This is a genomic window from Hyphomonas jannaschiana VP2 (assembly GCF_000685215.1).
GTDB lineage: Bacteria > Pseudomonadota > Alphaproteobacteria > Caulobacterales > Hyphomonadaceae > Hyphomonas > Hyphomonas jannaschiana.
The window spans coordinates 1-1,283 of sequence record NZ_ARYJ01000028.1; the positions used below are offsets into that span (position 1 = coordinate 1).

The 1,283-nt window shown below is 62.0% G+C and carries 1 protein-coding gene; it reads right to left on the reverse strand.

Features of this window, described 5'->3' with window-relative positions:
- Positions 1 to 79 precede the first annotated feature (79 nt).
- Positions 80 to 1,270, reverse strand: a complete 1,191-nt coding sequence (tuf, locus tag HJA_RS17645) for an elongation factor Tu (RefSeq protein ID WP_035585113.1) — start codon at positions 1,268 to 1,270, stop codon at positions 80 to 82.
- Between the last annotated feature and the right edge of the window lie 13 nt (positions 1,271 to 1,283).

Here is a 1,283-nt window from a genome sequence, read left to right on the forward strand (position 1 = left end):
CAATCTCTCCCCAACAAGCAAAAAGGCCGCCCATGTTGGGCGGCCTTTTCGATTCTGTGAGGCGTTGGCCTTTGAGGACTTAGTCCTTGATGGCCGAGACGACGCCGGCGCCGACCGTGCGGCCGCCTTCGCGGATAGCGAAGCGCAGGCCCTGGTCCATGGCGATCGGGGTGATCAGTTCCACGTCCATTTTCACGTTGTCGCCCGGCAGGACCATTTCCTTGTCAGCCGGAAGCGTCACAACACCCGTCACGTCCGTCGTACGGAAGTAGAACTGCGGACGGTAGTTGGTGAAGAACGGCGTGTGGCGGCCGCCTTCTTCCTTGGTCAGGATGTAAGCCTCGGCTTCGAACTTGGCGTGCGGCGTGATCGAGCCCGGCTTGGCCAGAACCTGGCCACGCTCAACGCCTTCACGGTCCACACCGCGCAGCAGGGCGCCGATGTTGTCGCCAGCCTGGCCCTGGTCGAGCAGCTTGCGGAACATTTCCACGCCCGTGCAGGTCGTCTTGGCGGTCGGGCGGATACCGACGATTTCGATCTCGTCGCCAACCTTGATGATGCCCTGCTCGACACGGCCGGTCACAACCGTACCGCGGCCGGAGATCGAGAACACGTCTTCGACCGGCATCAGGAACGGCTTGTCCAGCGGACGTTCCGGCGTCGGGATGTACTCGTCGACAGCGGCCATCAGCTCGAGGATGCGGTCCTTGCCGATATTGTCGTCGCGGCCTTCAACAGCAGCAAGCGCCGAACCCTTGATGATCGGAATGTCGTCGCCCGGGAATTCGTAGGACGACAGCAGTTCGCGAACTTCCATCTCGACGAGCTCGAGCAGCTCTTCGTCGTCGACCTGGTCAACCTTGTTCAGGAACACGACCAGTGCCGGAACGCCAACCTGGCGGGCCAGCAGGATGTGCTCACGGGTCTGCGGCATCGGGCCGTCAGCCGCGTTCACAACCAGGATCGCGCCGTCCATCTGGGCCGCACCGGTGATCATGTTCTTCACATAGTCAGCGTGTCCGGGGCAGTCGACGTGGGCGTAGTGACGGTTTTCCGTCTCGTATTCCACGTGCGCCGTGTTGATCGTGATACCACGGGCCTTCTCTTCCGGCGCCGAGTCGATGTCTTCATACGAGCGCTTCTCACCACCGCCAGCTTCCGCCAGAACCATCGTGATCGCTGCCGTCAGCGTCGTCTTGCCGTGGTCAACGTGGCCAATCGTGCCGATGTTCACGTGCGGCTTGTTACGCTCAAACTTTGCCTTGCCCATCGGGCCTCTCCTT

What these genes read in the sequence shown, in the direction of transcription:
- tuf (WP_035585113.1), bottom strand. Translation starts at nt 1,270, where the DNA reads ATGGGCAAGGCAAAGTTTGAGCGTAACAAGCCGCACGTGAACATCGGC.